Annotated in this window: 27 protein-coding genes; 20 read left to right on the top strand and 7 right to left on the bottom strand. The window is 57.8% G+C overall.

Annotated features, from left to right (window positions below):
• Positions 1-23: 23 nt before the first annotated feature.
• The 6 genes from AC13RM_RS04390 (at position 24) to AC13RM_RS04415 (ending at position 8906) form a co-directional block, all read left to right on the top strand.
• A complete protein-coding gene (locus tag AC13RM_RS04390) occupies positions 24-2357 on the top strand; it encodes a family 78 glycoside hydrolase catalytic domain (RefSeq protein ID WP_488554634.1) in 2334 nt (777 codons plus the stop codon).
• A 72-nt stretch (positions 2358-2429) separates the two neighbouring features.
• Positions 2430-3701, top strand: coding sequence for an ABC transporter substrate-binding protein (locus tag AC13RM_RS04395; protein ID WP_488554665.1), 1272 nt, complete (start codon positions 2430-2432; stop codon positions 3699-3701).
• A gap of 56 nt (positions 3702-3757) precedes the next feature.
• Positions 3758-4621: a carbohydrate ABC transporter permease gene (locus AC13RM_RS04400; protein ID WP_113232551.1), complete on the top strand. Its 864-nt coding sequence runs from the start codon at positions 3758-3760 to the stop codon at positions 4619-4621.
• Positions 4618-5442, top strand: coding sequence for a carbohydrate ABC transporter permease (locus AC13RM_RS04405; RefSeq protein WP_113232552.1), 825 nt, complete (start codon positions 4618-4620; stop codon positions 5440-5442). The genes AC13RM_RS04400 and AC13RM_RS04405 overlap by 4 nt, the downstream gene beginning before the upstream one ends.
• 3 nt (positions 5443-5445) lie before the next feature.
• Positions 5446-6426 carry an ABC transporter ATP-binding protein gene (locus AC13RM_RS04410; RefSeq protein WP_488554635.1) on the top strand — a complete coding sequence of 327 codons (981 nt, stop codon included), beginning with the start codon at positions 5446-5448 and terminating at the stop codon, positions 6424-6426.
• Between the two features lie 545 nt (positions 6427-6971).
• Complete coding sequence (locus AC13RM_RS04415) at positions 6972-8906, top strand: methyl-accepting chemotaxis protein (protein WP_488554636.1); 1935 nt, start codon at positions 6972-6974, stop codon at positions 8904-8906.
• A 348-nt stretch (positions 8907-9254) separates the two neighbouring features.
• Here the strand turns inward: AC13RM_RS04415 and AC13RM_RS04420 are convergent, their stop codons facing one another.
• On the bottom strand, positions 9255-9713 hold the full coding sequence (locus AC13RM_RS04420; protein ID WP_113232555.1) for a DUF3237 domain-containing protein: 459 nt from the start codon (positions 9711-9713) through the stop codon (positions 9255-9257).
• Between the two features lie 116 nt (positions 9714-9829).
• On the opposite strand from AC13RM_RS04420, the gene AC13RM_RS04425 reads away from it, so the two are divergent.
• A complete protein-coding gene (locus tag AC13RM_RS04425) occupies positions 9830-10702 on the top strand; it encodes a LysR substrate-binding domain-containing protein (protein WP_488554637.1) in 873 nt (290 codons plus the stop codon).
• A 43-nt stretch (positions 10703-10745) separates the two neighbouring features.
• On the opposite strand, the gene AC13RM_RS04430 is transcribed toward AC13RM_RS04425, so the two are convergent.
• A complete protein-coding gene (locus AC13RM_RS04430; protein ID WP_488554638.1) occupies positions 10746-13280 on the bottom strand; it encodes a phosphoenolpyruvate synthase in 2535 nt (844 codons plus the stop codon).
• Positions 13281-13372: 92 nt separating this feature from the next.
• On the opposite strand from AC13RM_RS04430, the gene AC13RM_RS04435 reads away from it, so the two are divergent.
• The 8 genes from AC13RM_RS04435 (at position 13373) to rpsU (ending at position 17282) form a co-directional block, all read left to right on the top strand.
• A complete protein-coding gene (locus AC13RM_RS04435) occupies positions 13373-13927 on the top strand; it encodes a TetR/AcrR family transcriptional regulator (protein ID WP_488554639.1) in 555 nt (184 codons plus the stop codon).
• 186 nt (positions 13928-14113) lie between these two features.
• On the top strand, positions 14114-14551 hold the full coding sequence (locus AC13RM_RS04440; protein WP_113232559.1) for a curlin: 438 nt from the start codon (positions 14114-14116) through the stop codon (positions 14549-14551).
• A 64-nt stretch (positions 14552-14615) separates the two neighbouring features.
• Positions 14616-15014 carry a curli-like amyloid fiber formation chaperone CsgH gene (csgH, locus tag AC13RM_RS04445; RefSeq protein WP_113232560.1) on the top strand — a complete coding sequence of 133 codons (399 nt, stop codon included), beginning with the start codon at positions 14616-14618 and terminating at the stop codon, positions 15012-15014.
• Positions 15015-15289: 275 nt separating this feature from the next.
• Positions 15290-15703 (top strand): curlin, encoded by a 414-nt coding sequence (locus tag AC13RM_RS04450; RefSeq protein WP_162738178.1) that lies wholly within the window; start codon positions 15290-15292, stop codon positions 15701-15703.
• Between the two features lie 206 nt (positions 15704-15909).
• On the top strand, positions 15910-16059 hold the full coding sequence (locus AC13RM_RS04455) for a hypothetical protein (protein ID WP_095438695.1): 150 nt from the start codon (positions 15910-15912) through the stop codon (positions 16057-16059).
• Positions 16060-16142: 83 nt separating this feature from the next.
• Positions 16143-16640, top strand: a complete 498-nt coding sequence (locus tag AC13RM_RS04460) for a BON domain-containing protein (RefSeq protein WP_285170772.1) — start codon at positions 16143-16145, stop codon at positions 16638-16640.
• Positions 16641-16886: 246 nt separating this feature from the next.
• Positions 16887-17042, top strand: coding sequence for a hypothetical protein (locus AC13RM_RS04465; protein ID WP_285170770.1), 156 nt, complete (start codon positions 16887-16889; stop codon positions 17040-17042).
• 36 nt (positions 17043-17078) lie between these two features.
• Positions 17079-17282: a 30S ribosomal protein S21 gene (gene rpsU / locus AC13RM_RS04470; protein ID WP_440479843.1), complete on the top strand. Its 204-nt coding sequence runs from the start codon at positions 17079-17081 to the stop codon at positions 17280-17282.
• A 183-nt stretch (positions 17283-17465) separates the two neighbouring features.
• Here the strand turns inward: rpsU and AC13RM_RS04475 are convergent, their stop codons facing one another.
• From AC13RM_RS04475 to AC13RM_RS04495, 5 genes are all read right to left on the bottom strand, one after another.
• Positions 17466-18809 (bottom strand): PQQ-dependent sugar dehydrogenase, encoded by a 1344-nt coding sequence (locus AC13RM_RS04475; RefSeq protein WP_440479844.1) that lies wholly within the window; start codon positions 18807-18809, stop codon positions 17466-17468.
• Positions 18806-19255, bottom strand: a complete 450-nt coding sequence (locus AC13RM_RS04480; RefSeq protein WP_440479845.1) for a DUF2231 domain-containing protein — start codon at positions 19253-19255, stop codon at positions 18806-18808. Before AC13RM_RS04480 ends, AC13RM_RS04475 begins: the two co-directional genes overlap by 4 nt.
• Before the next feature lie 128 nt (positions 19256-19383).
• On the bottom strand, positions 19384-19590 hold the full coding sequence (locus AC13RM_RS04485; protein WP_095438688.1) for a hypothetical protein: 207 nt from the start codon (positions 19588-19590) through the stop codon (positions 19384-19386).
• A gap of 10 nt (positions 19591-19600) precedes the next feature.
• Positions 19601-19783 carry a hypothetical protein gene (locus AC13RM_RS04490; RefSeq protein WP_113232567.1) on the bottom strand — a complete coding sequence of 61 codons (183 nt, stop codon included), beginning with the start codon at positions 19781-19783 and terminating at the stop codon, positions 19601-19603.
• Between the two features lie 149 nt (positions 19784-19932).
• Complete coding sequence (locus AC13RM_RS04495) at positions 19933-20787, bottom strand: SDR family oxidoreductase (RefSeq protein WP_208409432.1); 855 nt, start codon at positions 20785-20787, stop codon at positions 19933-19935.
• A 279-nt stretch (positions 20788-21066) separates the two neighbouring features.
• On the opposite strand from AC13RM_RS04495, the gene budC reads away from it, so the two are divergent.
• The 5 genes from budC to AC13RM_RS04520 all read left to right on the top strand — a co-directional run bounded on the left by budC (position 21067) and on the right by AC13RM_RS04520 (position 25279).
• Positions 21067-21831 carry a meso-2,3-butanediol dehydrogenase gene (gene budC / locus AC13RM_RS04500; protein ID WP_440479846.1) on the top strand — a complete coding sequence of 255 codons (765 nt, stop codon included), beginning with the start codon at positions 21067-21069 and terminating at the stop codon, positions 21829-21831.
• Between the two features lie 16 nt (positions 21832-21847).
• Complete coding sequence (locus AC13RM_RS04505; RefSeq protein ID WP_285170760.1) at positions 21848-22285, top strand: PPC domain-containing DNA-binding protein; 438 nt, start codon at positions 21848-21850, stop codon at positions 22283-22285.
• A gap of 87 nt (positions 22286-22372) precedes the next feature.
• Positions 22373-24466, top strand: a complete 2094-nt coding sequence (locus tag AC13RM_RS04510; RefSeq protein WP_285170758.1) for a catalase — start codon at positions 22373-22375, stop codon at positions 24464-24466.
• A 167-nt stretch (positions 24467-24633) separates the two neighbouring features.
• Positions 24634-24960 (top strand): oxidoreductase, encoded by a 327-nt coding sequence (locus AC13RM_RS04515; protein WP_285170756.1) that lies wholly within the window; start codon positions 24634-24636, stop codon positions 24958-24960.
• 109 nt (positions 24961-25069) lie between these two features.
• Positions 25070-25279, top strand: coding sequence for a hypothetical protein (locus AC13RM_RS04520; RefSeq protein WP_285170755.1), 210 nt, complete (start codon positions 25070-25072; stop codon positions 25277-25279).
• Positions 25280-25284: the final 5 nt, after the last annotated feature.

The raw sequence follows: 25284 nt of genomic DNA on the forward strand, positions 1-25284 counted from the left end.
ACAGGCGGCTGAGGAGACATGCAATGACAATTCGCTCAGACCACGGCGCCGCCGTGGCCAAGACCCGTGTCGATTCCGCACTCCAATTTGCTGCATCGATGATCGCGCCGGCGTGCGATGCCGGCCAGGGAACCGCAGGGACATTCGTCTCCCGACAATTCACGCTGGAAAAACTGCCAACCGAAGCGACGCTGCGCATTTCCGCGCTGGGGCTCTATCGTGCCTTCATCAACGGCAGGCGCGTGGGCGAAGATCTGCTCACGCCGGGCTGGACCTGCTACGATGACCGGATCGCCTACCAGACCTACGACGTTACCGAGCATCTGCGCGCCGGCGAAAACCGCATCGAGATCTGGCTCGGGGATGGATGGTACCGCAGCCAGCTGATGTGGGCACTTAACCCGGTCTTCAATTGCTGGGGCCAACGGGCGGCGGCAATTGCGGAGCTGAATGCCGACGGCGAGCTGCTTTTGAAGACCGACGACAGCTGGAAGAGCGGTTTCACGCCGGTCACCCGCAACGGCATCTATTATGGAGAGGATTACGACGCCCGCATCACGCCGCAGGACAGCCATGGCGTCGACGTTCTCGCGTTTGACAAGGGATTGCTCGTTCCGCACGAGACGGGCGCCGTCAAGGAACTCCCCGAGCACACACCGATCGACAGCTGGATCGAAGACGGCGGCAGCAACGTCTATGATTTCGGCCAGAATGCCGGCGCCTATATCCGCATCCGCGTGAAAGGTGAGAAAGGTGCCAAGCTCCGCATCGAACATTCCGAAGTGCTCGGCCCAGGGCGATTTTTCGACAATCGCAACTATCGCAGCGCGCGTGCCGAGCTGATCTATACGCTCGCCGGCGAAGGAGAAGAGGTCTATGCGCCGCTCTTCACCTTTATGGGCTTCCGCTATGCGCGCGTCCACATCACCGGCCAGGCAGAACTGGTCGGCATCGCCATGGTTCCGATATCATCCGTTCCCGTGGCGGCCGGCGGTTTCAACTGCGGCGTCGCGGCGGTCAACCGCCTTGTCGAAAATACCATCTGGTCGCAGCGCTCCAACTTCATAGAGGTGCCGACAGACTGCCCGCAGCGCGATGAACGATTGGGCTGGACCGGCGATGCGCAGGTCTTCGCCGGGACGGCGTGCTGGCTGGCAGACAGCCAATCCTTCCTGCGGAAATTCCTCCGCGATGTCATGCATGATCAGCGTGCCAATGGGGCAATCCCGCATTTCTCGCCGGACCCGACACGGCTTCACCCGATCGATAGCCGAGGCGACTGGGCGGGATCGACCGGCTGGGGAGACGCCATCGTCATCATCCCCTGGCAGCTTTACCTCCACTATGGCGATACCGCCGTGCTTAGGGAATGCTTCCCGGCCATGCAGCGCTGGCTCGACTATTTATGGGGCATTTCCAACGGACCGATCATTCGGCCCCCCGCCGTTTGGGGAGCGAATGGCTTCACCTTCGGCGACTGGCTGCAGCCCGTTGGCGACAATCGTAAGCCGCGGCCTACGGTCGCCGATGATTGCGCAGCGACCCTCTATCATTTCATTTCTACCCAGTTGACGGCAAAGATCGCCCGCATACTCGGAGAAGATCAGGCGGCTGAACGTCTGGAGATCCGGAGAGAGGAGATCCGAGGCGCCTTCAAGGCGGAGTTCTTTACACCGTCCGGCCGCATCGCACATAACGATCAGACATCATGGGCGCTGGCCTTCCTATATGGCCTTGTCCCGCCGGAGCATGAAGAGGCCGCCCGTGCCTATTTCCGGCGCGTGGCCGAAGAAACCGACGGCGTCATCGGCACAGGCTTCATAGGAACCCCTGCACTGCTTCCGGCTCTCACGCGGCTCGGCATGGATGATCTCGCCGAAAAGATGTTCCTCAATCGCAAGGTGCCGGGCTGGCTATACCAGGTTGATCAAGGTGCGACATCGATATGGGAACGATGGGACGCGCTTGCCGAGGACGGAACGATCTACGATCCGGACATGAACAGCTACAATCACTATGCCTATGGAGCCGTTTGCCAATGGCTCTTTGAGGATGTGGCCGGAATCAAGCCGCTGGAGGACGCGCCGGGCTTCGAAGAAATCTCATTCGACCCTGCCATCCTGCCGGCACTATCGCCGGTCTCGGCCTGGCATGACACACGGTTCGGCCGCATAGAGACCGCATGGGCGGTGAAGGGAGAAACCGTCACATGCCGTCTGTTGCTGCCGGAAGGTACAACGGCCCGCCTGGCAGTGGGAGAAAATCGAAAATCGTTAAAGGTGGATGGCGCCGAGATCGAACCAAGCAGGCAACTCAAACTGAGCAAGGGGGAACATACGATCAGCTTTGCCATCTGATACAGCTTGCGGCATCTCATCCCGCAAGCAGGCAGCTCAATTCATTCCGGTCTTCAGGAGGAGGAAATGACTATGAGAATGATGAAGTGCGTCCTCGCGGCAATTTCAATGTCGCTGACGGCGGGCGTCGCACATGCCGACGTGACGCTCAGCGTCCTGATTGACACCAATCCCGAATCCATCGCGTCATTCGATGCCGTCTCCAAGGCCTATATGGAAAAGCATCCGGATGTGAGCTTCGATGTCGAACAGCGTGCCGGCGGATCGGAAGGCGACAACATCATCAAGACACGCCTTGCAACCGGCGAAATGGCCGATATTTTTCAATACAACGCCGGCTCGCTGTTCCAGGCCTTGAAGCCGGAGCGAACAATGGCTGACCTCAGCGACCTCGCCTCCGAAGCCGGAATTCTCGATAGTTTCAAGAGGGTCGTCACGGGCCCGGATGGCCACGTTCGCGGCATCCCGTTCGGCCCGGCCATGGGAGGCGGAATCTTCTACAATCGCAAGATCTATGCCGAGCTCGGCCTTACTCCGCCCAAGACCTGGGCGGATTTCATGGCCAACAACCAGAAGATCAAGGCGGCCGGCAAGGTGGCGATCGCGCAAACCTACGGCACGACCTGGACGTCGCAGCTTTTCGTGCTCGCCGATTTCCACAATGTTCAGGCGGAGATCCCGGATTTTGCCGCCAACTACACCGCCAACAAGCAGAAATACGCCGATACGCCCGCTGCCTTGCGGGGGTTCGAACATCTGGAAGAGGTCGCAAAAGGCGGATTTTTCAACGCCGATTTCGGCGCGGCAACCTTCGACGACGGCATGCGCATGGTCGCCACGGGCGAGGCCGCGCACTATCCAAACCTCACTTTCGGCATTGGAAACATACAGCAGAATTTTCCAGACAATCTGAAAGACCTCGGCTTCTTTGCACTCCCCGGAGCAGATGCGGCCAAGAACGGTCTCACCGTCTGGATGCCTGCCGCACTCTATGTCTCCGCGAAATCAGAACATGTCGAAGAGGCCAAGAAGTTTGTCGACTGGGTCGGCTCCAAGGAAGCCTGCGACCTGATGGCTAAAGTAGTTTCCTCCGGCCCCTATCTCGTCAGGGGATGCGAGTTGCCGAAGGATATTCCGCCCGTCGTTTCCGACATGTTGCCCTATTTCGAAACGGAGGGGCATGCGACCCCGGCATTGGAGTTTCTATCACCGGTCAAAGGGCCAGCCCTGGAGCAAATCACCGTCGAAGTCGGGACCGGAATTCGCTCCGCGAAGGACGCCGCGGCGCTCTATGATCAGGATGTCGAAAAGCAGGCCAAACAACTTGGGCTGCCCAACTGGTAACCTCCCAGCCAATCCCCTGCCCGGCATTAGTCCGGGTAGGGGTCCAAGGTAGCTCTATGGCCACACGGAAATCACCCTATCCCTATTGGTTCGTCCTGCCGGCAGCCGTGATATTCACAGTTCTCTTTCTGCTGCCGACTGCCGCCTCTTTTTGGTTCAGCCTGACACGCTGGGATCTCTTTACCACCCAGTTCATCGGCCTGGACAATTATCGCCAGTTCTTCCAGGAACCATTTCTGATCCAGGGCCTGATCAATACGATCATCTATGCGGTGACGACCTCCGCTACAAAGACGATCCTGGGTCTGCTGCTGGCGGTTCTTTTGACTTCGGGCATATGGGCGCAGGGTCTGCTGCGCACCGTGATCTTCTTTCCGGTTCTCGTATCGACGATCGGCGTCGGCATCACGTTTTCCGTATTGATGCATCCGACCCGCGGCCTGATCAACGTCACGCTCGCTGCCATGGGCATTCACGGACCAGGCTGGCTGACGGATCCCGCACTGGCGCTCTATTCGATTGTCTTCGTCGATCTCTGGAAGGGCATTGGTCTCGCAACCGTCATCTATATCGCCGGTCTCGCCTCGATCAGCCCCGACTATTATGAAGCCGCCAGGATCGACGGTGCGACACGCCGCCAGATGTTTTTCCGTGTCACCGTTCCACTGGTGAAACCGGCAACAATTACCGTCGTGACCTTATCGTTGATCGGTGGGCTGCGCAGCTTCGACCTCATCTGGGCAATGACGCGCGGCGGGCCTGGTTTCTCGTCGGATGTGCTGGCAAGCGTTATCTACAAACAGTACCAGGCCGGATTTTATGGCCTGTCGACAGCCGGCAATGTCATCCTGTTCGTCCTCATCGGTGCGATCATTCTACCGATAACAGCCTGGTTTAACCGCAAGGAGGTGGATCTTTGACCCGCCGTCAGCTTTATATCGGCATAGCGTCCCTGGTTGCCTGTGGCTTGATATTCGTCTTGCCCTTCCTGTTCATCATCATAACCGCTGCCAAGACAAAGCAGGATGCCGCGTCATTGACTTTTACCCTGCCTCAGGAATGGCGCCTGCTGCAGAATTTCATCGAGGTTATTCAAACCCGCAATTATATGCTTCTTCTGGCATATTTCAATTCGACCATCATCACTGTCGCCGCCGTTTCACTCCTCGTTCTGCTTGGTGCCATGGTCGGCTATATCTTGCAGCGTCGTCCATCCGGCTGGAATAGAATCATATACGGCTGTGTTCTCGCCGGTCTCATGATTCCCCCTGCCGTTGTACCGACCATCTGGGTTTTACAGTCGATCGGCCTGTTCAAGTCCATCTCGGGAATGATACTTATTCAGGTTGCCTATGGCCTTGGCTTTACCGTCCTCATGTTCCGTAGCTTCATCGCAACAATCCCGCGAGATCTCGACGAAGCGGCAATCATCGATGGAGCAAAGCCGCTGCAGATCTTCTTTCGCGTCGTGCTGCCATTGCTGAAGCCGGTGACCGTGACCATCATCGTCGTGCAGTCGATCGCCATCTTCAACGACTTCACGAACCCTCTTTATTACCTGCCGGGCAGAGAAAACGTAACAGTGCAGCTGACACTCTATAATTTCCAGGGACAGTTTCAAACGCAGTACAATCTTCTGTTCATGAATATTCTATTGGTGACGATCCCGCCGCTCATCGTCTTCGTGTTCTTCAATAGGCAGATCGTGGCAGGCATGACGGCCGGCGCAGTAAAGGGATGAGCCATGACAAGTGTCGTTCTTCAAAATATCCGCAAGGACTTCGGCAGTTTGACCGTGATGAATGGTGTCGATCTGACCGTCGAAGCTGGGGAATTCTGTGTCTTCGTCGGCCCCTCCGGCTGCGGAAAATCCACCCTTCTGCGCATGATCGCGGGATTGGAAACCTCGACCTCGGGCAGGATCTCCATCGACGGCAAGGACGTGACGGACGCCGAGCCTTCGGAGCGCGGCATCGCGATGGTGTTTCAGTCCTACGCGCTCTATCCGCATCTGACGGTCAGCGAAAACATCGGCTTCGGTCTTTCGCTCGCCAAGCGCCCCAAGGCTGAGATTCAGGAAAAGGTTCGGCAGACTGCCGATATTCTCCAGCTGTCGCATCTGCTGGATCGAAAGCCGAAGGCGCTATCCGGCGGTCAACGGCAACGTGTTGCGATCGGCCGGGCGATCATTCGCAATCCAAAGGTTTTCCTGTTTGACGAACCCCTCTCCAATCTCGATGCATCCTTGCGGTCGCAGATGCGGATGGAATTGACCGAACTTCATGCCAAGCTCGGGGCAACGATGATCTATGTCACCCATGATCAGGTCGAGGCGATGACGATGGCAGACAAGATCGTCGTGCTGAATGGTGGCCGGATCGAACAGATCGGAACGCCGATGGGTCTTTATCATACCCCGGCCACGCCTTTCGTTGCGGGCTTCATCGGATCGCCGAAGATGAACCTGTTTGACGGCGAAGTCGCTGCCAGAGAGGGGTGCCGGACTTACGGAATCCGGCCGGAACATATCGCACTTTCCGCAACGGAAGGAAAATGGCAAGGGCGCGTGCGCCACATCGAGCGGCTCGGCGCCGACACGGTCGTTCATCTTGATGTTCCCGAACTGATATCGCTTGTCGCACGCACCGACGGCGATCGGCCGATCCAGATTGGCGAGGCTTTATTCGCCACGCCTTTGACCGGCAAGGAACACAGATTTTCATAGCGGCGAGCCACATTGATCCTGATTCAAGGGAGGCGGGCCGCCGGGCATCGCATGTAGGCTGGGATATGGAAAATCCGAGCGACGGGCGTGCTTGTATATCACGCCGTGCCAAGGCGGCCTTGGATCGAAGATCATAATGCATGCGCTCATGTAAGGCGGCGATTGCAGTTTATTCGCTTCTTTGCGCAATGACCGCAATCAAAGACTGCATTTCTATGCAAGCCTGCCATTCTGCGCGGTATGTTGCACACAGATACGCGTCCTTGCAGCCAGGAATCTACTACTGATTGGCAGATATTTTTGAATCATGCAATTTGCAGTTACAGACCAAGCCGTTGAATTATTTAATAAAAATCGCGCAGTTCTGGTTATCGTTAATTATTTTCTCAGACATATCTGACTTCATTGGCATTGCAGCGCCAAATGCGACGAGCAGAATGCTCCTCACCTGCGATGTTTCCGACCCCCAGAGCAGACAATCGCCGGCCTATATCCATTTTCATCGTGTGGGCAGCTGCCAGCTCGCTAAAAACCAATGAGCCACCATGTCATTTCTCCAGAACGCCAAGATCCGCACCAAGGTGCTTTCCCTCATCATTCCGATCTGTCTGATCGGGATCGCAGGTGTCCTTGTCGTATCGAACCACTATCGGGACACGGTTGCCACCTACTCGAATTTCATTGCCAAGAATGAAGCGGCAGCGGTGGAAATGTCGAGGGCCAGCCAGCGCTTGACTGCCATGAGTTACAATGCCTATCAGATCCTGCAATATTCAGCCAAGGATCCGGAGACGGCGAAGTTTTCGAAGGACTATGAGGAGAATAAACAAATTCTTCTGCAGCGTTTCGCGAACGTTAAACGGTTGATTCCTGCTGAAGCGGATGCCGTGGAAAAGCTGGCCTCGAGGGCCAATGATATCATCGTCCTTACGGATCAAGCCGTAAAAGCCGGTCTGATCGATGACAACGACACCGCCGCCAAGCTCTTGAAGCAGGTGGATCCGATGATCGATGACGAGGTAGTCTCGGTTCGCCAGTGGCTCGATACGTTCAATAAGAACATCAATGACAAGAGTGACATGCTGGCGGAACACGCGAGCAGCACCATTACAAATGCTCTGGTCGCGCTTGGCGTTCTCTTTGCCGCCGCCATTGCGATCGCCATTCTCGTGTCGACGCGCGGCATCGCGGCCCCGATCGAACGGCTGCGGACGCGCATGGTATCCCTCGCCGACGGCAATACCGATGAGCAGATCGTCGGCATTGGGCGCAAAGACGAAGTCGGTCAGATGGCTGCGGCCGTCTCCATCTTCCGCGACCATGCCATCGAGCGGATAAGACTCGAACAGGAGGCGAGCGCCAATCGTAGTCTCTCCGAACGGGAAAGGCTTGAACGCGAAGCACAGAAAGCCAAGGATGCGGCGGACACGCAATTTGCCGTCGATGGCCTTGCAAGCGGTCTGGCCGAGCTTTCGAACGGCAATCTGGTCTATCGCATCGAACAGCCCTTCGTCGATCACCTCGACCGCCTGAGGGCGGACTTCAATGCCTCGATGGCGAAGCTGGAGGAAACGCTGCGCTCCGTTGGCCAGGGAGGTCAGGCCATTGCCGCCGGTGCCAGCCAGATCCGGTCTGCAGCCGATGATCTCTCCAAGCGCACCGAGCAGCAGGCGGCCTCCGTCGAGGAGACGGCGGCCGCACTCGAGGAGATCACCACGACCGTCAAGGATTCCACCCGGCGCGCGGAGGAGGCAAGCTCGCTGGTCGGACGCGCGCGCATCGGCGCCGAAAAATCGGGCGAAGTCATGCAGGAAGCGATTTCAGCAATGGAGGCGATCTCGAAATCCTCGGGCGAAATTTCCAACATCATCGGCGTCATCGACGATATAGCCTTCCAGACGAACCTGCTTGCTCTCAATGCAGGCGTCGAGGCAGCGCGTGCGGGCGAAGCGGGCAAGGGCTTTGCCGTCGTCGCACAGGAAGTCCGTGAGCTTGCGCAGCGCTCCGCCACGGCCGCCAAGGAGATCAAGGCGCTGATTTCGACATCGGGCCAGCAGGTCGACAGCGGCGTCAATCTCGTTACCAAGACAGGGCAATCGCTGCAGCAGATCGTCAAGGAAGTCGAAGAAATCGACCGCAACGTGCGGGCAATCGTCGAGGCCGCCCGCGAGCAGGCGACCGGCCTGCAGGAGATCAGCACGGCCGTCAACAGCATCGATCAGGGAACGCAGCAGAATGCCGCCATGGTCGAGGAATCCACCGCCGCAAGCTACAGCCTTGCCAAGGAAGTGACGGCCCTGAACGAGCTGCTCGGACAATTCGATCTGCAAAACGGCCGCAGCCATGCGCGGCCGGCTGCTGCGACGGAGCGATCCCGCCCTGCCGCCTCGCCGGCACGCTCGCTGCGCTCCAAGATCGCCGGCGCATTCGGTGGTTCCGGGGCAACCGCAGCGGCAGCCGCATCCTGGGAAGAGTTCTAATTTCCGGGGCGTGCGTCGGTCTTTGACCGATTGCAAGCCAAAAGAACAAGGCGGCCAGTTTTGGCAACCTTGTTCTTTTTCAAGCGAGTGATTGCTATGATGCACGGGCTCTTGAAGGGAAGCGACGCAATGGCCCGTCATTGCCCCAGACGGTGAAAACACGGCGTCCATGAGGAGGGCGTTACGCGATCGCCGAAAGATCCACTGGAAGCTGAGATCAGCGGGTTCACCCACACACGCCCTGACCGCGATCGCACGCACATCGGAAGTCTCCGCAGCCAAACCAGCTTTGAAACAAAAGATCCCATTCTCGTGAAGAAACCTCGCTCCCGACCGTTTTTCTGTTCGTCAGAGAATCTCGAAGAGCTCGTATTTGACGCCGCCTGGAAAGCGGCCGCCCTTTCCAACGCAGACGATCGCATTGATCCACGCATATGTGGGCGAGGCAGTCTCGAAATACGGCGTCGTTCGTAGATAATATTCCGAAGGGTCGACAGATTCGCCGCGCCCCAAACGCTCGGAAACTTCGACCGACGCGTGGCGAACACCACGATAGGTCATGAGAATATGGGCGCCATCTTGAGCCTCGAGCAGAACCCGCACATCTTGCTGAAATGTTCCGTCCTGGCGGGTGACAAGAAGATCCGAGCCGATCAACGGTGAGACCTTGCCCTTCAGACGCGCTCCTTCGAAGTGGCCGCCCGATACCGGAAAAATGCGGCGCACGCCTGCGGGACATGGCCCGATATCGATCGTAGGATGAAGCTCGAGATAAAGAGTAAATAGAGGACGCGATTGCAGCTCCATCAGGGACTCCCATTTATGGAACGCGCGATCGCCTCCATTTCTGGCGAGTATTAAACTCGCTATAATCTCGGAGCAAAAACGGGCATTACTTGCTATCATCACAAGCGAAACTACATATGCGCCCTTCACTGGAATCTCTGAAAGTCCTCGAGATCTGCGTCGTTTCCGGCAGTTTTGCCCGTGCGGCCGAACGCTTGTTTCTTACCCCCGCCGCGGTGAGCCTGCGCATTCGAACACTTGAGGACGAACTGGGTGAACCACTCTTCATTCGGCGAGGACCACGCGTGGTGCCCACGCCGAAAGCCATCCTCCTTGCAAAGGGCGTGCGGCGCGGTATGGATGAAATTCACTCCGCCTTGGCCGCTTTCGAGGCGGCATCTCCTCCCCTGCGGGTAACCGCGCCTCCCACGCTAGCAACTCGCTGGCTCGCGCCGCGCCTTTCGAGCTATCAGCGCTGCGAAATCGAACTCGACGTTTCGGCCGATATTCGTGATCCGTCAGACTTCGACGTTGCTATTCGCACCGGGGCCGGCAGCTGGCCGGGCCTGGAGGGCTTTCGGTTGTTTCCTGTGCAGTTGACGCCGCTTCTGGCTCCATCGCTTGCGGCGTTGCTGGAACCTCTAATACCCGAGACGCTCGCAACTCTGCCGCTGTTGCCGCATCCGGACTGGGAAAGATGGTTTCTGAGCGCAACAGGGAATGTCCAGCCGGAGTTGAACTTCACCCGCGTGGAATATCCGAACCATGACCTGAATGTGAATGCGGCCTGCGCGGGCGAAGGCGTGGCGCTCGTACCGCTCGGCTTCTTCGAGCCCCTCGTCAAATCGGGCGCATTGGTGGTGCCCTTCGACCACGTGCTTGACGGTCCCGACTGGCACTTTGCGCTTTTCCGCAATGATGATGTCAGGCCAGGGCCTCGAGAATTCTGCGATTGGCTTTATGAGCAGAGTCGCCTGACATCAGCCGCGCTTGAGGTACGCACCAAGTGAGCCCCCACTGCTGCCGGACCGCTGTTGGAAGTCTGCGGCCTGCTCAGGCGGATGTCAGTATGGTGATCACGCCATTCGTCCCGTCAACGCGGATCCTCTGACCGTCCAGAATGCGCCGGGTCGCATCCTGGACCGCAACGACGGCGGGCAAGCCGTATTCGCGCGCGATGACAGCGCCATGGCTCATCTGTCCACCGGCTTCGGTCACCAGCCCGGCTATGCTTACGAATAACGGGGTCCAGCTTGGATCGGTATAGGCGGTGACGAGAATATCTCCGGCCTCAATATCGGCCGCGGCCAAGTCGCGGATGATTCTGGCGCGCCCCTCGACGCTCCCCGCCGAAACAGGCAGCCCTGGAAGCGCTTTCGCGGGAAGGTCATCACGTTTAAAGTCGCCAAAAAGCGCTTCACCGTCCGAGGTGAGCACGCGCGGCGAAGCAAGCCGCTCGTAAGCCGCAAACTCGGCACGGCGCGCAAGGATGAGATCATGATCGGCCTGCCCCGTCCGGACAACCTCGCGTAGTTCGTCAAAACGGAGATAGAAGATATCGCTCGTCCGGTTCAGCACTCCGCTATCGACAAGTTTCTGCGCCTCTCTCAGCATTGCTTGCTTATGAAGGTCGAGGCGGCAGACCCACCCGTATTTCGGGTATTCGCGGTAACCGATGAAGGCCCGCATTCGATCGATTGCATCGTTGGTCTTCGCAGCCTTCGCCTCACCATTCGAGAGGGCACGTAAGCGCGATAAAAGGTCCTGCTCCGCAGCCTTCGCTCGGGCGAGACCGGCATCGAAGCGCCGCTTGGCTTCACCGCGTTGGAAGCGGTCGATGTTGGCCAGGATCATCGGGACGAGAACCGCGGGCTTTTCCCGCCAGCGGGTTCGGGTGATGTCGATCTCGCCCGCACAGCGCATGCCATATTTGGCAAGGTAGCCATCGATCGCTTCGAATGCTTCCGGGCCGCCGTCGACCTTTACGAGATCCGAAAGGGGGGCACTCCCGTCAAACTGCCGCAGGAATGAGACGGCGTCGGCATGAGGTCGGATTGCGTCAGCGACATCGAGAAGATCGAGACCCATCCGCGAGGTTATGTTGTTGTCGACCGACTGCGAGAGCGTGTCGGCCACGCCCGTTTCGCCAAGCCACTCGGCGATGTGGTCGTTCAGCCACCACATCGCCTCGATGACGGCCATGAGAACCTGGGTGCTTTGCGGCGCGGTCAGTTGCCGTTTCAGCGCGGCAAGATCGTCAGCGATGAGGTCGAACAGCTCGTTGCCGGATTTCGCTGCGAGATGTAGCCGTGCCTCTTCGACCGCCACCTCGCTTTGCGCGATCAGTTTGCCTACGATTGCGGGATCGAGATTGTTCGCGGTATTCTTCTCACCTACAGCCTTGGGCGCGGATGCCGAGGCATTTGCGTCTTGTTCGGGACGCGTGGCGACAAATCCTCGCTCCAGCAGGGCATCGACCGCACTGCGGATGAGTGGATCCCGGTTAAGCATAACCATCAGAGCCGCGCGACTGGCGGGGGAGGCAAGTTGCTCGGTGACATCGACGAACAGGCGGCCGCCTGCCTCGTGCATGGGACGGGCCGCAAGCCTCTGCCAGAAGGACAGGCCGAGCGGCCGTATCGCGTCGGTCATCATTTGCTGATGGCCCACCGACAGGTAGACATGTCGCTTGCCGTCGTCATGGGGCGGGACTGGGAACAAGGTGGTGATCGGCCTGCTTTGAACAATTTGAAACGCACCATCGGACAGGCACCACTCGATGTCCTGGGGACAGCCGAAATGCGCCTCGATGCGTCGACCGACGGCAGCGAGATCCCGCGCCTCTTCGGCAGCCAGTATGGCGCAATCGCCTGCCGCCGTCTCGACGACCTGCGCGCCCCGAAGCCTGAAGCCTTGCGGAATGACGGAACCCGAGACGAGCGCCTCGCCGCTTCCGGCACAGGCTTCGATCGCGACGATCGTTCTGTCTCCCGACACGGGGTCGGCCGTGAACATTACGCCCGAGGCATCGGCTGACACCATTTGCTGCACGATGACGGCCATCTTGATACCACCATGGCCGATTCCGTTGCGCCGACGATAAGTTACCGCTCGCTCGGTGAAGAGAGAGGCCCAGCAGCGGCGCACGGCATCCAGGATAGCGCCAATGCCGCATAGGCTGAGATAGCTCTCATGCTGGCCGGCAAAGGAGGCGGTTGGCATATCTTCAGCCGTCGCGCTCGAGCGAACAGCCCAAGCCGCAGCCTCTCCGCCCTCGGCCAGCAACGCGGAAATCGAGGCCACGACCGACTTGGGAACCGTCAACCGCTCGATCAGTAGGCGGACTTCAGCACACAAGGCGGCATTGGTTGCGCCTTCGCCACCCAGCGCAAGATCGAGCCGTCCTATAGCGGCGCCAACCTCGGGCGAGCCCGCAAGGACTGCAGAAAATACATCCGTTGTTACGCAAAGGCCGGCCGGAACGACCACGCCCTCGACTTTTGCCAGCTTCCCAAGGTTCGCAGCCTTCCCACCGACCAACGAAGCTTGATTCCGGTCAACCTCAGAGAGGCGAACTGTCACTTTCATGAGCGGACTCGTCAGCTGGACTCTTGACATCAGAAACGGAGGAATATACTCCGTTTATGGCAGTATCAAGACGATCGAAGATGTGAAACGCGATGCGGGCGGATGCGCAAAAAAATCGGCAACGACTGATAGATGTAACGGTCGAACTGATTCTGAAAGTCGGCGGTGAACCCTCGCGTGACGCCATAGCAGAGCGCGCCGGTCTCGGCATAGGAACCCTCTACAGGCACTTTCCCGACCAGCAGTCCCTTCTTCACGCCGTCGTCCGCTGCGTGTTGGAAAGAAGCATCAGTGCTGGAGAGGCATTGGTTGAAACCGCTCCTGACGAGAGCGATGTCCTGCGCCAATACATGCACATGGCGTTGGATAATGGGATTGGTGTGGTCAACATCATTCACCCCCTTTTGGAGACGCGAGACTGGCCCGATCTTCTCGCCCGAGCCGGCAGGCTCATGAAGTCTATCGTCAGCCGCGCCACCCAGGACGGCACGCTCCGCAGCGATCTCTCTGATCGCGATATCATATTCGCCTTGATCCGCTTTGCTCGACCACTCGCAGTTGGGTTGCCTTCGAGCGAGGAGCGCGCGCTCGCGCACAGGCATCTCGATTTTTACATTGATGGACTGCGCGCCCGGCAGCGCCGCTAAACGGTTTTGATGGCATTGGAGATCAGCCCGCCATCTTTGAATGATAGGCTAGGTCAATTGTGAGGGGCTGGCACCGATCTCTGCGAATGAACCCGGGCTGAATGATGCTTTCAGCTTCTGTTCCGAAGGCGGCGTCTAAAAGAAAGACGTTCAACCGCGGTCTTATCCGCCTGAGGAGACACAGTCATGATCCGCACGTCTTTCATTGCAACCGCACTCGTCGCTCTCGTCGGCCTCACCGCTGCAGCCCCCGCCATGGCCAACGATGTGCGTATCGAACAATATGGCTGGTCGAACTCTGCCGGTGGTGCACAGGAAGGGTACGGAAACCGCATCAGAACCTACCAGAACGGTGGCTACAACCGCATTGTCGGCCATCAATATGGTCGCCATAACCTTTCGGCTGTCGGCCAGGAAGGCAATGACAATTACGGCGCCACCTATCAAAACGGTGACCGCAACATAGCCGGCATCGGCCAGTTTGGCTCCAACCACACGACCATCCTTACCCAGGACGGCAATGGCAACATCGCGGCTGGCGTCCAGGTCGGCCATGGCTGCAGCGCCAATGTCAGCCAGGGCGGCAACGGCAATGTCGCCGCCTTCGTCCAGGCCTGCCCGTAAGCAGCTGCGCGATAACCTGAAAGAAGTCAGAAACGCAACCGCAGACCATTTGGGGAGATGACCCATGCCAAATAGCATCAAACATCCGCGCCGTCTTATGACGATCCTCGCGCTGGTCCTGCTTCCCGTCGGCGCCGTTGCGGCCATGACGACTGCCAACCAATCTGACGATGCGGGGCTTTGCGAAATCAAAGCCACGCCTGGAGCAGGTATGGTGAGACTGGATGCGCTCGTCCACGCCGACAAGCACGTTGGCGGGGCTTACACGTTCCGTGTCGAGAAATCAGGAGATGGTGGAAGTTCCACGATCAACCAGAGTGGCGATTTTGATGCCATAGCGGGGCATGCGGCAATCCTCAGCTCCGTCTCGCTCGGCTCCAAAGGAGCCGCATACAAGGCAACATTGGATATTGTGATCGGGGATAAGAGTTTCAGATGCACGAAGCAGGTCGGCGACGATTAATCGGTCTCCACACTCTGCAAATCCCTTTAAAAGGGCGCCGGTTTCTGGCGCCCTTTTGCTTTCGATCAGGTTTAGAGTAGTTCAGTTTTTCCACGGAGCCTCTGGACCCTCTATCTCTTTGGTTTCACGCAATTCCGGACGGGAAACCGCTGCGCATTTTTCCTGGAATTACCCTCGACGACTGAACGACAACTGAACGGGCAATTTCGACTGGGTTCAGCTTAAAAGTGCGAAAGTTGGTCATCGGCTAAAGCAGCCGGCCTATGGAGATCAGGATGACCCGCAACGTGTTTAAAATCCTTACTGTCACTCTTCTTGTCGGGAGCCTGGGACAAGTCGCCTTGTCCGCGCCGGCCTATGCGGGCGGGCGGATCTCGTTCAACCTTGTGCCTGATAATGCCGAGGATGCAGATCTTTTCTCGACCGGATTGCGCGTCTATTCACTCTACCGCGGTCTGAAAGACGCCGACATTCGGCAGCTGGGCCGGGGTAATGCGGCTGGCATCGCCCAGACCGGCCGAGGCAATCTCGGCTTCATCCAGCAGCAGGGCAATGGTCATTCCGCAACCTTGCGACAGAACGGCAACAACAATGCCTATGGCATTTTCCAGTATGGGCGAAACACGGAAACCGACGTGGTGCAGGATGGGGATAATGGCAGTGGCGCTACCTTCAGCTATGGCTGGTAAGGCAGTTCACGGCAGTTCCGAAGGCCACGCCAAGCGACAAAGGTTCGCGTATTTTGGCAGAGAAATAGCGCGGACGAATGAGGCGCGGAAAGATTTCCTTCCTCGATACGGACGTTCTTCGTTCGGATGGGCTTTATCGCGGCTTGGTACGATCGGAACCAGGGCTGCCGACGGGGGTTATATCCATAGCAAAAGGAGAAGCCCTCATGATCCGCAAACTGAAATCGGGCGAATATCGTCTCTACTCACGCAAGCTCGATCCGAAGACACACAAGCGCAAGAATCTCGGGACATTCAAGACCCGCGAGGCGGCCGAAAAGCATGAGCGCGAAGTGCAATACTTCAAGCACCACTAGCGGATCGGCGAAGCCGGATAGGCACCCGAGAAGCAGAATCGGAGCTGATTGTGTTTCTTGAGCTAGAGCGAAGGAGATTGGTTATGACACAGTTTCGAAAGAAGAAAGCGCTGTCGCGAGAAGAGGATTATCGCGACTATCAGGATCGCGATACCCGCGAAGGATGGCCATATTCCGACGAAAGTGCATTGGGTTCGACCGAACCGGAAAATCGAGAATACGGCACCACTCCAGCGAATTTTGACGAAGATACTCCCTCTGGCCTGATCGGAGACAACGCAGACACGAACGGGCTTGAGGAAGACACGGCCCACACGCTGGGGCCGTTGCCACCCAGCCGCATCGATAACGATGAACTGGAAGCGGCCATTACCGAACGATTCATCGAGAGCGAAGAAATCGATGCAGACAGCATCGAGGTTCATGCCGATGGCGGCATCGTAACATTGGAAGGCAGTGTCGAAACGCAGGCGGCTGCCGAACAGGCGGAAGCGCTCGGGCTGTCTACGCCTGGTGTCGTCAAGGTTCGCAACAATCTGAAAACAACCGGTGTCGATTCCCATATTCCCCCCGATGCGTGATACGCGGCCTCCATATGCCCTCGACGCTCCGAAGATTTTGTCCCTTGTAACATCGGGATTCGATACCCATTTACCGCCATGAGATATGCGGTTCCGCTCGCCCGTTGCATTGCAATGGCTGGTCCAGGCCTTAATCGCCCGACCCATTTGGCGGCCCGTTCTTTGCCCTCCGTCCGATGACGTGACGGGCGCTTCCGTCATCCATTGACATGAGCGCTGGCTTAATGGCCGGCGCAGGAGATTTTGTTGAAAAAATCAAACACAATCGACGCGCTCGCGGCGGTGAAACCGCGCGAATGCGATCAACCCATCAACCAGCTCCCCGACAAGAACTGGAAACCCTATCCCTGTTTGCTCACCCGCGAGGAGCTTCGGAAGCTGATCGCCGAACAACTCGGCTGACGCTTGCAATTCATCACCAATAATGAGGAGAACAAAATGCAGGTTCTGGTAAGAGACAACAATGTCGACCAAGCAATCCGAGTTCTGAAACGAAAGATGCAGCGCGAAGGCCTGTTTCGTGAAATGAAGGAACGACGAGCTTACGAAAAACCGTCCCAACGGCGTATCCGAGAAAAGGCGCAGGCCATCAGCAGACATCGCAAAGCCGTGCGGAAAAGAATGAAGCGGGATGGTGGCTGATTAAGTCAGCCAGATCCGACATGAAACCGGATGAACACATCATGATGCACGCAAATTGACTTTGGTGAGGGCGGCTTTGCTATGATGACCGAGACTATGCTGGCGCTTCAACGCGCCTCTCAATCCGCCGATATGGCACGGAACATGGGTTAGGCACCGTTTTTCGACGGTGTTGGGAACGGGTCATGGCGCTGCCGAGGTAACGCGCCAAACCGTGTTGCCTACGTCATCGGCAATCAGCAGAGCGCCAAGCTTGTCGACTGCCAAACCTACCGGCCGTCCCCTCGCCTCGTTGCCGCCATTTAAAAAGCCGGTCACAATGTCCTGCGGAAGACCTTTGGGCCGGCCGTCTGCGAATGGGACGAAGACCACCTTGTAACCGTTGAATTGGTGCCGATTCCAGCTCCCATGCTCACCGACGAAGGCCCCTCCACGATACGCTTCCGGCAAATTGGTGCCGGTATAGAAGACCATCCCTAAGGGCGCGACATGCGAACTCAGCGCGTAATCCGGAACGATTGCCTTCGCCACAAGGTCTGGTCTTTGCGGCATGACCCTGGGATCGATATTCTTGCCAAAATAGCTATACGGCCAACCATAGAAGCCGCCCTCCTTCACCGAAGTCATATAGTCCGGCACGAGATTGGGACCTAGTTCGTCGCGCTCGTTGACGACTGCCCAGAGAGCGTGCGTTTGCGGCTCCCAGGAAAGACCATTCGGATTTCTCAATCCATCCGCGAAGATGCGATGACGCCCCGTTCCCCTATCGACCTCCCAGATGGAGGCGCGGCCCATTTCAGCCTGTATGCCGTTTTCCGTGATATTGCTGTTCGATCCGACACCGACATAAAGCAGCGACCCATCGGGGCTCGCCACAAGACTCTTGGTCCAATGGTGATCGATGGGTCCGCCCGGCAAATCGGTAAGTTTCGTTCCCGGATCGGGGATGCTCGTCTCGCCCGTCTTGTATGGGTAACGCATGATCTTGTCCGTCTCCGCGACATAAAGGTCGCTACCGACAAGAGCGACACCGAAAGGGGAGTCGAGATGATCGAGAAAAACGCTCTTCGTTTCCGCAACCCCATCCCCGTCGGCATCACGCAACAAGGTTATACGGTTGCTTCCTTTATTGTTGCCGGCAGATGTCGCCATCGACTCGATCCAGCCCATGATCAGGTCCTTAGGCCGCTTGATCGATGCCGCAGGCGGCGCAACAGATTCCACAGCAAGAACATCGCCATTCGGTAGCACATAAACTGAGCGCGGATGTTTCAATCCCGTTGCGAGCGCCTTGATTTGCAACCCGTCCGGAACCTTCGGCTTATCACCGTTCTGCCAGCCGATCACTTTGGCGACATGCATCGGCGGAATGAGATATTGCGTCTGGGCCGGCAATGTCGGGTTTGGTCCGACCTGATCCTTCGGATCCTGTTCGTTCTGACTGCAGCCGGAGAGAATGAGGACCGTGCCGCAGATAAGTGCGGCAAGGGAGGACGGCAAAGTCGACTTACCTATCCTGATCTTCATCTCTCGGCTCCCGGATCTCTGCGATAGATCAATGCTCGCCTTATCCAGCCGCTAAAAAGGACGAGAACGACCACCACGGATGAAAGAATAAGCCCGGTCGGAACGACGGAAGTCCACGCATCACGGCTATGGACCAGTGCGTTGAAGAACGACAAGACGAAGATAAGAGCGTTACAGATCGAATATAGCCAGACCGGTCCGCGCATCGAGGAAAGGCGTCTGCCAAGTGCATCGACTATCATGGCAATGACAGCAAGCAAGCCGAATAACAAGCCAACCGTAAGCAGCCATGCAGATGCATCCGCCCACATCATTTCAGCGGTTCCCCAATAGGCCACATCCGTCGCCAATGTGCCAAGGAAGCAAACCATCGGGATTGGAATGATGAGCGAGTAAAGGGGGCGAGGCGGAAGAGGGTGCGCAGCGTGAAGGTCTTGAGCGACCATGGCGGTGTCTCCAATATTCCTGAGAGCACCGGCCAAACATTTATCGATTTGTTTTGTTCCAGGCAAACATTTGGGACCTAGAGGACGGGCTTTCCGCTCGGCTTTTCGACACGAGCGGAAATTCAGCCTCAACTTGCCGCGTGGCCACCTTTCCGCTTGGGATCATGGCTATGATGGCGATCTCGTTCGCCGCCGCCGCCGGAAACCTTGCTGCGGTCCCGCTTATCGGGCTCGGCCGGCGGCTTTGGAATGTTCAAGGGCGCCTTGGCATTTTCATGGGATGCTCCCGGGCCGCCTTGGCGAATACTAGCCGGTGTTTTGGTCGATGTGGACATTGGCACCTCCCTATCGATCCTGTTGATGCCCCTGGTGACTGGTATTGATCCTGCTATTTCCCTGCTGGCCTTTCTTGTCTGGATCTACCGTCATGTCAGGCTTATGGGGATCGGATATCGATGGTTTGGCGTGGTCACCAACACCTTTGTCGCTTCGATTTTCCTCAGGAACCGGTGGTGGTTTGCTGCTCATCATCTTCTCCTGTCATTGCTTTGCCAGAAGCTGCGGGCGATCTATCTCGCGGCCGTTCCGACATTGGCCGCCCGGATCCAACCAACTTCAGCCCAGAATGTTCCGCGAATGAGCGCCGTTCGCTGACATCCCGCGCAAATGCGCTGAAGTCAAAGGAGAGGCTTGCCCCCGGTAACCGCGACGGTCGTGCCGGAAACATAGCTGGAGAGCGGATCGGCAAGCATGACATAAGCCGTTGCCAGCTCAGCCGGTTGACCCGGCCGCTTCATCGGCACTTGCTTTCCAAAATTCTCGACCGCTTCCGACGCCATCGTCGAAGGGATCAATGGAGTCCAAATGGGTCCGGGCGCGACGGCATTGGCGCGAATGCCTTTTTCCGCGAGCAATTGCGCCAGCCCTGCGGTAAAATTCTGGATAGCCCCTTTGGTGGTGGCATAGGCAAGCAATGTCGGGTTTGGAGTATCCGAGTTGATGGACGCCGTATTGATGATGGCGCTACCCGGCTTCATGTGCGGTACGGCCGCTTTGGTCAGATAGAACATGGCATGGATATTGACCTTGAAGGTCAATTCCCATTCCTCGTCAGTAATATCGCCGATATCTTGAAAGCTCGCCTGATGCGCAGCATTGTTGACAAGAATATCGATCCCTCCGAGTTCGGCGACGGCCTTGTCGATGATATCGCGACAATGTTTGGGATCCTGAATATCGCCGGCCATCAATACCGCTTTGCGGCCGGCCTCCTCAACCCATTTTCTGGTTTCGTAAGCATCGTCATCTTCGCTCAGATAGGCGATCAGAACATCGGCGCCCTCGCGGGCAAAGGCGATTGCGACAGCGCGGCCAATGCCGCTGTCGCCGCCGGTGATGACAGCCTTTTTGCCATTAAGCTTTCCCGATCCGCGATAGGTCGCCTCCCCATGATCGGGCGCGGGATGCATGGCAGCGGTATAGCCGGGCATGGGCTGTTGCTGCGGCGAAAATGGCGGTTGTGGATGTGTCATGATGTTCTTCCGGTAATGATTGCATTGTCACTCCAAACCTCCTCACTCGCTTTCGGTTCCATCGACGGCACATTATCTGCGGGATGCGTCCAGGAACATTCAAGTCCGGTAATGGTTCCTATCGGAGCCTAGAGCATGTCGCGCAAAAGTGTGTAGCGATTTTGCGATAACGACATGCGCAAAATCAACGACCTAAAGCGCGGTAAGCGGATCTGAAAGATCGCGACGCGCTTTAAGTTTCGATAGATCCCGTTTCACCGATTTTGAAAGGACAGCCCGATGCATCGCTTCGAAGAAAAGGTCGTCATCGTAACGGGTGCGGCATCGGGAATGGGAGAGGCGACAGCGCGACGGTTTTCCCAGGAAGGCGCGAATGTCGCCCTCGTCGATCGCCGTACGGAAGCGCTGGAAAAGGTCGTTGCGGATTTGCCAACCGAACGCAGCCTCAAGCAGGTGGTGGATGTATCGGCATCTTCCGCGGTTGCCGCGATGGTTTCGGCAGTGGTGGAACGGTTCGGTCGCCTTGATGTCATCGTTAACAATGCGGGCATCCACGAGGGTGGCGCGCCCGCTGACATTTCCGATGAACGATGGCATGCCGTCATCGCGACCGATCTGGATGGCGTGTTTTTCGGTTGCCGAGCAGCCATCCCGCATCTTGAAAAGACCAAGGGGTCGATCATCAACACTGCCTCTGTCTCCGGCACCGGCGGCGATTGGGGTATGAGCCCCTACAACGCCGCCAAGGGCGCCATCGTCAATCTGACCCGCGCCCTGGCGCTCGATCTCGGACGAAAGGGAATTCGCGTCAATGCCGTGTGCCCGAGCCTCACGCGCACCGGCATGACGGAAGACATGCTTAAGGACGAAGCCCTCGTTGCCAAGTTCAAGGAGCGCATTCCACTCGGTCGTGTCTGCGAGCCGGAAGAGGTTGCGGCCGTCATCGCCTTTCTGGCAAGCGACGATGCAAGCTTCGTTACCGGCGCCAACATCGCCGTCGATGGTGGCGTGTCCGCCTCCAACGGCCAGCCGGCACAGGATTGAAAGGGAGACGAGTACGATGAATTTCAAGAAAGTTGACCTGCGGAACGGCCTCAAGACTTATGTCGTCGTGCTCGATGCGAATGAGGAAGCATTCTCGACGCTCGCGCGCTTCGCCACGGATCAGGATCTGAAGGCTGCTTCGGTCACCGCAATCGGCGCATTTGAACGGGCGACTGTCGGCTGGTTCGACTTCAGCGAGCGAAGCTACCGCAAGATCCCTATTACCGAGCAATGCGAGGTGCTGAGCCTGATCGGCGATATTGCGACAGGCGAGGATGGCGGAGCGAGCCTCCATCTTCATGCCGTCCTCGGCCTGAAGGATGGCTCGACACGCGGCGGCCACTTCCTCGACGGTATCGTGCATCCGACCTTGGAAGCGACCATTGTCGAAACACCGGCGGAATTGCAGCGCCGGCATCAAGAGGATCTCGGCATCGCGCTGATCAAACTTTGAGACCACCAGCCGCCACCTCCAGCCAATCGGAACATTGCCGGCCGAACAAGGTTCGATCAGCAGTTCCAACGGCAGAAGGAGAATATCATGGCGAAGGACACGAGCTTCGAAACCTCGCGCGGCGAAGGCGGTGAGACGCACCAGCATATTCCCGAAAGCGGCTCTCATGGCAATGCGGAGCATCTGACCACCAATCAGGGCATCCGGGTGTCGGACAATCAGAACAGCCTGAAGTCCGGCGTCCGCGGCCCGACGCTGCTTGAAGATTTCGTCCTGCGGGAGAAGATCTTCCATTTCGACCATGAGCGCATTCCCGAACGGATCGTGCATGCGCGAGGTTCGGCCGCGCACGGCTTCTTCGAGCTCTATGAATCGCTGTCCGATGTAACCAGCGCCGATCTGTTTCAGCGCAAGGGTGAAAAGACGCCGGTCTTCGTCCGCTTTTCGACGGTTGCCGGCGGTGCCGGCTCGGTGGATACGCCGCGTGACGTGCGCGGCTTCGCGGTGAAATTCTATACCAAGCAGGGCAACTGGGACCTTGTCGGCAACAACATCCCCGTCTTCTTCATTCAGGATGCCATGAAATTTCCCGATCTTGTGCATGCCGTGAAGATGGAAGCTGACCGCGCGTATCCGCAGGCGGCTACCGCCCATGATACGTTCTGGGACTGGGCGTCGCTGATGCCGGAATCCACGCATATGCTGATGTGGGCGATGTCCGATCGTGCCATTCCGCGCTCACCGCGCATGATGCAAGGCTTCGGCGTCCACACATTCCGCTTCGTCAACGATGCCGGCAAATCCACATTCGTGAAATTCCACTGGAAGCCGAAGCTCGGCATCCAATCGCTTGTCTGGGATGAGGCATTGAAGCTGCAGGCGGCCGATAACGACTACCATCGCCGTGATCTTTTCGAGGCGATCGCGGCCGGGCATTTTCCGGAATGGGAACTTGGCCTTCAGCTCTTCGACGATGCCTTTGCCGAAAGCCTTCCCTACGACGTCCTCGATGCCACGAAGATTATCCCGGAAGAGGTACTGCCGGTAAAGATCGTCGGGCGACTGGTTCTCGATCGCAATCCGGACAATTTCTTCGCGGAGACCGAACAAGTGGCGTTCTGCCCGGCAAACATCGTCCCCGGCGTCGATTTCACGAATGATCCCTTGCTGCAGGGTCGACTCTTCAGCTATCTCGACACGCAGAAATCCCGCCTCGGGACCGCAAACTTCCATCAGCTGCCGATCAATGCACCCAAATGTCCCGTCATGAACTTCCAGCGTGACGGGCAGATGCAAATGCAAATACCGAAAGGCCGCGCGAACTACGAACCGAATAGCCTCAGCGAGAACAGCGAAACCGGCGGCCCGCGCGAATGTCCGGTGACGGGTTTCCGCACCTACGAGCATCAGGCTGGGAAGGAAGAACAGGGCGACAAGCTGCGCGTGCGCGGTGAACTCTTCGCCGATCATTACAGCCAGGCGCGTCTTTTCTGGAAATCCCAGACACCATCGGAACAGGCTCACATCGCATCAGCCTTCGTCTTCGAATTATCGAAGGTGCAGCTTCAGCACGTGCCGCCCCGCATGGTCGGAAACCTCATGAATGTCGATACAGGGCTCGCCAACAGGGTCGCCGCGGGTCTCGGGCTCGTCAACCCGACCAGGAATTTGCCGGCGCGTGAACCGATCGATCTCGACGCATCCGCCGCTCTTTCCATTCATAAAAACATGAAGGAGACGCTGGAAGGACGGCAGATCGGCATATTGATCGCCGGCGGAAGCGACGCCAAGGCGATCTCCGATCTCGTCGGCGCCCTGAACGACGCCAAGGCGAGGCCCTTTATCGTCGCTCCCAAGGTTGGGGAGACGAAGCTTTCCGACGGAAATACGATCCGTGCCGACGGACAGCTCCTTGGTTCGCCTTCGCAGCTCTTCGATGCCGTTGCCGTCATCCTCTCGAAGGACGGCGCAGCCTCGCTCCTCAACGAGGCGGCAGCCGTACAATGGGTGATGGATGCTTTCGGACATCTAAAGGCGATCGGTCATGACGCTGCCGCCAAGGTACTGCTCGACAAGGCGGCCATTCAACCAGACGCCGGCGTCGTGGATCTCGCCTCATTCCTGAGTGCCGCGCCCAAGCGCTATTGGGACCGCGAGCCCCGTATCCGCATGCTCGCCTGATGGCAATCTCTCTTGACATCGCCGACCGCCTCCATCGGCGGCCAGCGGTGTCCACCGGTTATCCCGACACCCCTGATCTGATTTCGGCGAGCAAATATTGGAAAATCCGGAAACAACTGCCCGCCGTTCGAGTTGGAAGGCAGCAAAGCTAAAGAAAGGAAATACCAATGTTGACGAGAATGATCGCAGTCTGTGCCCTTTCGATCGGCATGGCCACGGCAGCCATGGCTCAGCAATCAGGCTCCGGCGGAACAGGCACGGGGGGTTCCGGAAGTGGTAACGGCGCCGGCACCGGTTCGCAGAACGATGGCACCTCCAACGGAAATGGAGGCGCCAATAGCAATACGACTGGAACCAATGGCACTCCAAATTCCAACGGCCAGTCCCAGGACTGCAATGCCATGAAAACCGGCAAGAACACGACGCAAGGCACGGATACGCAAAGCAATAGCCAGTCGAGCGACAGCACGTCCAGCAAGAATTGCCCGCAATAATAGCGGCGTGTGAAATCGGGATTGCTACCCGCATTTCGCACGCCTCCTGGCTGTCGGTGTCCGTGGTGTGGGTTACCGGCAGCAGGCAGCACGATCAAGGAGAAAAATCATGATGAACGGCGCCCAGGAACTTGCCGAGGAATATCTAAGACTCGGTGGAAAAAGACTTCTGGTAATGGATGACAACATCCTGTCGACCAACAGCTGGGAGGCTGATCCGCCTGAAGCTGAAACCTTTTGGAAAAGGGAGATCGAAAGCCTGGCACCAAGGCAACGCAACGAGGTCATGTCGTTCCTGCCATCCATCAACGTTACCTGACAGGG

Source organism: Martinezella sp. CNPSo 3732, from assembly GCF_057784515.1.